This is a genomic window from Longimicrobium sp., assembly GCA_036377595.1.
Lineage (GTDB): Bacteria > Gemmatimonadota > Gemmatimonadetes > Longimicrobiales > Longimicrobiaceae > Longimicrobium.
This window is the reverse complement of record DASUYB010000050.1, coordinates 21,561-28,197: the sequence shown is the minus strand read 5'-3', so window position 1 is coordinate 28,197 and position 6,637 is coordinate 21,561. Positions and strand designations below refer to the sequence as shown.

8 protein-coding genes and 1 rRNA gene are annotated in these 6,637 nt (G+C 67.0%); 3 read left to right on the top strand and 6 right to left on the bottom strand.

Features of this window, described 5'->3' with window-relative positions; all coding sequences use genetic code 11:
- The 3 genes from VF092_07185 to typA form a co-directional block, all read right to left on the bottom strand.
- A 16S ribosomal RNA gene (locus VF092_07185) occupies nt 1-90 on the bottom strand; the annotation flags it as partial.
- Between the two features lie 332 nt (nt 91-422).
- A complete protein-coding gene (locus VF092_07180; GenBank protein HEX6747066.1) occupies nt 423-674 on the bottom strand; it encodes a hypothetical protein in 252 nt (83 codons plus the stop codon).
- Nucleotides 675-1,125: 451 nt separating this feature from the next.
- Nucleotides 1,126-2,946, bottom strand: a complete 1,821-nt coding sequence (gene typA, locus VF092_07175) for a translational GTPase TypA (GenBank protein HEX6747065.1) — start codon at nt 2,944-2,946, stop codon at nt 1,126-1,128.
- A gap of 528 nt (nt 2,947-3,474) precedes the next feature.
- Here typA and VF092_07170 point away from each other — a divergent pair.
- Together VF092_07170 and VF092_07165 are read left to right on the top strand one after the other, a co-directional pair.
- Complete coding sequence (locus VF092_07170; GenBank protein HEX6747064.1) at nt 3,475-3,720, top strand: hypothetical protein; 246 nt, start codon at nt 3,475-3,477, stop codon at nt 3,718-3,720.
- A gap of 28 nt (nt 3,721-3,748) precedes the next feature.
- On the top strand, nt 3,749-3,991 hold the full coding sequence (locus tag VF092_07165; GenBank protein HEX6747063.1) for a hypothetical protein: 243 nt from the start codon (nt 3,749-3,751) through the stop codon (nt 3,989-3,991).
- Between the two features lie 127 nt (nt 3,992-4,118).
- Here VF092_07165 and VF092_07160 read toward each other — a convergent pair whose 3' ends face one another.
- The 3 genes from VF092_07160 to VF092_07150 form a co-directional block, all read right to left on the bottom strand.
- Nucleotides 4,119-4,568, bottom strand: coding sequence for an aspartyl protease family protein (locus tag VF092_07160; GenBank protein HEX6747062.1), 450 nt, complete (start codon nt 4,566-4,568; stop codon nt 4,119-4,121).
- Between the two features lie 3 nt (nt 4,569-4,571).
- A complete protein-coding gene (locus tag VF092_07155) occupies nt 4,572-4,811 on the bottom strand; it encodes a hypothetical protein (protein HEX6747061.1) in 240 nt (79 codons plus the stop codon).
- Nucleotides 4,812-4,924: 113 nt separating this feature from the next.
- Nucleotides 4,925-5,488: a putative glycolipid-binding domain-containing protein gene (locus tag VF092_07150; GenBank protein ID HEX6747060.1), complete on the bottom strand. Its 564-nt coding sequence runs from the start codon at nt 5,486-5,488 to the stop codon at nt 4,925-4,927.
- 267 nt (nt 5,489-5,755) lie between these two features.
- Between VF092_07150 and VF092_07145 the strand changes: the two genes are divergently transcribed.
- Nucleotides 5,756-6,637 (top strand): hypothetical protein, encoded by an 882-nt coding sequence (locus VF092_07145; GenBank protein ID HEX6747059.1) that lies wholly within the window; start codon nt 5,756-5,758, stop codon nt 6,635-6,637.

Below are 6,637 nucleotides of genomic sequence, written 5' to 3'. Positions count from 1 at the left end.
GCCACTGACGTCCGAAGACGCCCGTTCGACTTGCATGTGTTAAGCGCGCCGCCAGCGTTCGTCCTGAGCCAGGATCAAACTCTCCATTAGAGATTTCGATGTAGCTCGATCGGAACAAACGTTGTTACGCTTGTTCGGAATACCGTTGACTTGACCTCGTGCGCCGGCGTTGCGGCCGGCTCGGGGGACGGTACGCCCCCGCGAGGCCCACACGGACATCCCACACCCTGGTTTTCAAACAGCGGCCGCGGCACCATGTCCGCGGCAAGAGAGTAATGATAACGCCAAATTCACCCTGGGTCAACCCCCTGCGGCGGGGACATTTGGGCCCCGCGGCGGGGAAACACCTGGCATCAAGAACGAGCCCGGCGCCCGCGGGGTGCGGGCGCCGGGCGGGAACCACCCGGGGTCGGCTTGGACGGCTAGAAGTCGTCGTCGCCTTCCTCCTCCTCGTCCCATCCCTCCTCCTCGTCCCACTCGTCGTCTTCGTCGTCCCAGTCGTCCTCGTCGTCCCAATCATCCTCGTCGTCGAGGTCGTCCTCGTCGTCCCAGCCCTCCTCGCGATCGGAGTCACCCCACTCCGCGTCCTCCTCTTCCTCCTCGAAGCGGGCGAAGAACGCGTCGTCGAGCGCGAGCTCGTCACCGATCGCCGGGTGAGCCATCACGTTCGGCATTCCGAAGTCTCCTCTTTGGACGGGATTCAAGGGTGGCTCCTCGGGGCGGCGCGGCAAGGACGGTGCCGCGCCCTGCCCCATTCGGCGGGAAAGTAAAGGCGCTCGGGAAGGTGTCAAGGCCTTTGTTTCCGCGCCCCTCGCGGCTGAAAACCCCGCGCCGCACTTAGGTTCCAACGCAGCGTACCCGCGCTGGCGCCAAGGTGGCGGGCGCCGGCACCGCGGACGCGCGCCGATGCGAGGCGGCAGCTTGCGTATGCTTCGCGATCCGCATCCGCCCGACGATACGACGAGGGGACGCGGCCGAAGGTTGCAATCGCGTGAAACAGAGCCCCGTTCCAACCATGAGGCACGGCGCGGCTTCCCCTGCCTGGCGATGACGAGAGCCCCTCCCCCGGGGTCACCGGAGGAGGGGCTCGCCGTCACCCGCACCGTGCCGAGCGTGGCCGCAAGGTCACGCGGACGCGGCGCGGCTGGCCTTCTTGCGGTCGTTGGCGTTCAGCAGGCGCTTGCGCAGCCGCAGCGACCTGGGCGTCACCTCGATCAGCTCGTCGTCGGCGATGTAGCCCATCGCGTCCTCGAGCGTCATCACCCGCGGCGGCTCCAGGAGGATGTTCTCGTCGCTCCCCGAGGCGCGCATGTTGGTGAGCTTCTTCCCCTTGGTGACGTTGACCTCCATGTCGCCGGGGCGCGAGTTCTCGCCCACGATCATCCCCTCGTACACCTGCGTGCCGGGCTCGATGAAGAACACCGAGCGCTCCTGCAGGTTGCCGAGCGAGTAGGCCACCGCCTCGCCCGGGACCATGGCCACGAGCACGCCGCGGTTGCGGGTGTTCATGGCGCCCACGTACGGCCCGTACTCCAGGAAGCGGTGGTGGAGCGTGCCCTCGCCGCGGGTGTCGGTGAGGAACTCGCTGCGGTAGCCGAACAGCGCGCGCGCCGGCGCCTTGTACACGAGCCGCACCAGCCCGCCGCCGGGGTTGCGCATCTCCAGCATCTCGGCCTTGCGCTGCCCCATCTTCTCGATCACCGGCCCCATGTGCGTCTCGGGAAGGTCGATGGTGACCTCCTCGTACGGCTCCTGGAGCTGGCCCGCCGGCGACTTCTTGAGGATCACGCGCGGGCGGCTGACGGCGAACTCGTAGCCCTCGCGGCGCATGGTCTCCATCAGGATCCCCAGGTGCAGCTCGCCGCGGCCCGAGACGGTGAGCGTGTCGGGCGAATCGGTCTCCTCCACGCGCAGCGCGACGTTGCTCTCCAGCTCCTTGAACAGCCGGTCGCGCACCTGGCGGCTGGTGACGTACTTCCCTTCCCGCCCCGCGAAGGGCGAGTTGTTCAGCATGATGTCGACGGAGACGGTCGGCTCCTCGACCGCGATGCCTTCGAGCGCCTCGGGGTCCTCGGCGTCGCACACGGTGGCGCCAATCTCCACGTCGATGAGGCCGGCGAGGGCGACGACGTCGCCGGCCGACGCCGCCTCGGTCTCGTGCCGCTCCAGCCCGTCGAAGGTGTAGAGCTTGGAGATCTTCGCCTTGGTCATCGGCGCGTCCGCGTCGCCGTGCGTCACCAGGACGACGGTGTCGCCCACGCGCCCGGTGCCGCGCTCGATCTTGCCGATCGCCAGGCGGCCCAGGTAGGGCGAGTAGTCGATGGTCGACACCAGCATCTGGAACGGCCCCTCGCTGGCGCGCGGCGCGGGGATGGTCTGCAGGATGGTCTCGAACAGCGGCGTGAGGCCCTTCCGCTCGTCGTCCACCTCGTGCATCGCCACGCCCTCGCGGCCGATGGCGTACAGGAACGGGCAGTCGAGCTGGTGGTCGTCGGCCTCCAGCTCCATGAACAGCTCCAGCACCTCGTCGTGCACGCGGTGCGGGTCGGCGTCGCCCCGGTCGATCTTGTTGATGACGACGACGGGCTGCAGCCCCAGCTCCAGCGCCTTGCGGGTGACGAAGCGGGTCTGCGGCATGGGCCCCTCGGCCGCGTCGACCAGCAGGACCACGCCGTCCACCATCCGCAGGATGCGCTCGACCTCGCCCCCGAAGTCGCTGTGCCCGGGGGTGTCGACGATGTTGATCTTGGTGTCGCCCCAGCGGACGGACAGGTTCTTGGCCAGGATGGTGATCCCCCGCTCGCGCTCGAGCGGGTTGGAGTCCATCACCCGCTCCTGCACCTGCTGGTTCTCGCGGAAGGTGCCGGCCTGGCGCAGCATGTGGTCGACCAGCGTGGTCTTGCCGTGGTCGACGTGGGCAATGATGGCGATGTTCCGGATCTGCATATCTTCCAAGGGAACAGGGTACAGGGGACAGGGGACAGCCGGATCGTGGCTGCTCGTGCCCCGCCGCACGTCCTCGGATTCGTTTCCCGATTCCGAATTCTTCAAAGCGAAGACGGGCGCCTCTCGCCGAGGTGCCCGCCTGCGCTGGATAGCCATGTAATCTAACGAAAAACCGCGTTCCGGTCTACCCCGGGTCGGCCCTTGGCAGACGCTGTCGATGGACGGCGCCGTCCACGTTCCAGTAACAGATGTACGCGCGGGTTGCCTCCTCCTGCTGTTTTTCTGAAGGAAAGATTCCCCGAGTCGCGTGCTGCCATCGAGCGGATATCGCCAAAAGTACAGAACAGTTTTCCCGACAATAGTTATCCATAATTCCCTTGCCTTATGGGGATTTCCGCACTTGATTTCGAAGATGGGATAGACGCCGCATATGGAGAGGCAACGGAGGCTCCACCCTCTCCCTGCCTCGCTCCTTATCGGTCTCTGGATGCAATTCGGTTCTCTTCGAACCTTCACCCTGGAGGACGGATGCGGATGCTGAAGCTGGACGTCGACGCGCTCGCCGTGGAGTCGTTCCACACCGCGGCAGCCGCGGGCGCACGCGGGACCGTGCGTGGCGCGCAGGATCGCTTCGTGGTGAACGACACGGGATGCACCGAGCCGTGCCTGAGCGAAGGATCGTGGTGCCCCATCGAGAGTTGCGGGAGCTCCTGCGAACCCGCCTGCGACACGACCGTTCCGGTGACGGGGCATGCCGAACCAACCGCCGGGTGATCACCCGACCGTCCACGAGGAGAACCCGATGACCAAGCTGAAGCTCGACGTGGAGGCGCTCACGGTCGAGACGTTCGCGACCGAAGCATCGCATCGCCGGCGCGGAACGGTGCTCGGCGCGGCGGCGCTGGCGTTCCGGACCGACCCGGTGGAGGACACGGGGTGCACGGCGCCCTGCATGAGCGGAGAATCGCTCTGCGAGATGGAGAGCTGCGGGAGCACCTGCGAGGCCGGAAGCTGCTACGTGGCCTGCATCGCGCAGACGGCGTGAACGCGCCATAGCGACCCGGGGCGAAGAAAATCCCCATCCTGCCGCGGCGGGATAGGGATTTTCGTTATGGATTCGCGCACCTGCGAGGCGGGCGCGCTCTCACTGAGGTGTCCACCTGCGCCGGCACTCAGAAGGCGATCGTGAACATCCCGACAGAGCCGTTGTAGATCAGAACGCATTCTCGCAGCACATCGCGTCCAATCAGCGCATCGATTCCCTGAAGGGAAAGCTCTGTCGCCATGACGGGGACCGCGGGAATGGCCAGCGGCACGTGGTGCGGACCTGCCCCTGGGATGATCAGGCTGACATCGTACTGCTCGGCTTGGTGCGGCGCACCACCGGTGGATGGCGTGTGCACAGATACGAACCCTGTCGGCGCCAGGTTCAGCCGGTCCAACACCGCCGGATCGACGCACGTGCAACTCGCACCCGTATCGATCAATGCCCGAATGCTGATGCCTTCCGGAATGGGCTGCCCGGCTGCCATCAACGCGTCGCCGCGCGCGATGCTCACACCGACCACGGCAGTGAGCACGGGGCCATTGGCGGGATCGAGTTGCAGCGTGAATTGGGCCACCGCCTACCCCCAAAGACGCGGCTCGACGGCTCTCGTGATGAACTGGACGAGCTCACTGGTCTGGATCTGCTTTACCAGAAATGCCTGAAGACCAAACTGTCGATAGCCCTGGCGCAGCGCGTCGTCGTAGCTCGCGAACGTGTCCACGACTTCCGAGCCATGGATCAGGACCCACCTGCCTTCCTCTCGAGCCAGGTCGGGAAGCCTCTCCCGATAAGTGGCGACTTCCTGTTCGAGCCGCATGAAAGCCTCCCTGGGTGATCGGACGATGGTTCTCAAGCAACCACAATCGCCGAACGGGATCGACGTCGTCAAGCTTTCGGCAAGAGTACGAAGAGCCAGCCGATCCGCGCGATCTACAACACCGCCACCGCTCGCCAGATGCCGGGATAGTCGGTGACGAAGCCCGCGTCGTCCACCTCCAGGTCGCGGACGAAGGCGCCGCCCGCGCTCTCGTAGCGGTACGCGCGCTCGGCGGTGCGGCGGTAGAGCTGCGGCAGCGGCTCCAGCGTGAAGCCGGGGAAGCGCAGCCACGCGGCGCGCACCTCGGCCTCTTCCCCGACTGCCAGTCCCAGGCGGCGGATGGGGAGCAGGTTGGTGGACGGGCTGAAGTTGAGGTCCACGTCGATGCATCCCTCCACCTGCGGGCACGCGGCGCCGTTCAGGGTCCACCGCCCCGCCGCGTCGGCCTCGATGGCGACGTCCACCTCGTCATCTCCCACCCAGCCGCGCACCGTCGCCGCGCGCGTGCGCCACTGTGCATCGCACGCGATCCGGTAGTCGAGGCGGCAGGGGCGGCCTTCGTGGGCGAGGACGGCGGTGCCCTCCAACCGCCACCCCTCGCCGTCGCGCGCGAGGCGGGCGGCTTCGTGGCCCGGCCGGTCTTCCCAGCGCCAGAGGATGGAGCTTATCGCGGGCATGTGCGTTTCGTGGATGAAGATAGGAGTGCGGCGGAGCGGGAAAGCAGGCCGGACGCGACCATCTATCCCCAACGGCCGCTCCCCCGGCCGGGGATCGAAAGACGGCTGGCAACGGCCCGCGTCAATCGTCCCCGCCGCACCGTCCCTGGCACGCGCGTGACGCTTGATGTGGACGGCGCAACGGATTAGATAGCGACAGCGCAACCGGTCAGCCAATTCGCCTGCGCCCCGCCACCGCTCCCCGCAGTGCACACCTGGAGGCACACCATGGCAATCTTCGTACAGGGCACCGCCAGCCCCGCCGCGGACCAGTGGCTGGAGACCGCGGCCGTCGGCCCGGTGCCCAAGTCGATCCGCGACCAGCTGGGGCTGAAGGACTTCTACGTGAAGCACGTCGACGCGATGGGGATTCCCGTGATGGGATCCGCCCAGGTGTCGGACGGGGCCGTGATCGAGGCGGCGTACCTGATCCAGTGCATGCTGCAGAACGTGCCCGAGGTCGCCGGGCGGATCGCGAAGAACCGCGTGCGCGTGGCCGTGATGTCGTGCGCCGAGCGCACGCGCATGGTGCCCGAGCACGCCGACCTCGACGCGAAGTTCGACAAGCGCGCCCGCGGCCTGGGCGCCACCTCGTTCCGGCCCGCGTCCAGTTGCGCCGAGGAGAACCTGCTGGGGTGCACGGGTGACCCGTACCGGCTGGAGAACGTGCTGGTGCACGAGTTCTCCCACACCATCCACCTGATGGGGCTGGGAAAGAACTTCGACAAGGAGCTGAAGCAGACGTACAACCACGCGATGGCGACGCGGAAGCCCGACGGCACGATGCTCTGGATGGACGCCGTCCGCGACGGACAGCTCATCCCCACCTACGCGTCCACCAACTACGAGGAGTACTGGGCGGAGGGCGTGCAGGCGTACTTCGGGTGCAACTGGCCCGAGCCCGACGTCTCGCACAACGGCATCAACGGGCGCGACCAGCTGGCGGAGTACGACCGCGACCTGCACGACCTGATCGACCGCACCTTCAACTTCAACCTGTGGAACTACATCAGGCCGAAGGACCGGCCGAATCAGCCGCACCTGACCGGACCCGGGACCGGCAGCCTGGCGTTCGCGTGGACCGCGGCCGATCTCGCCCTGGACGCGTGA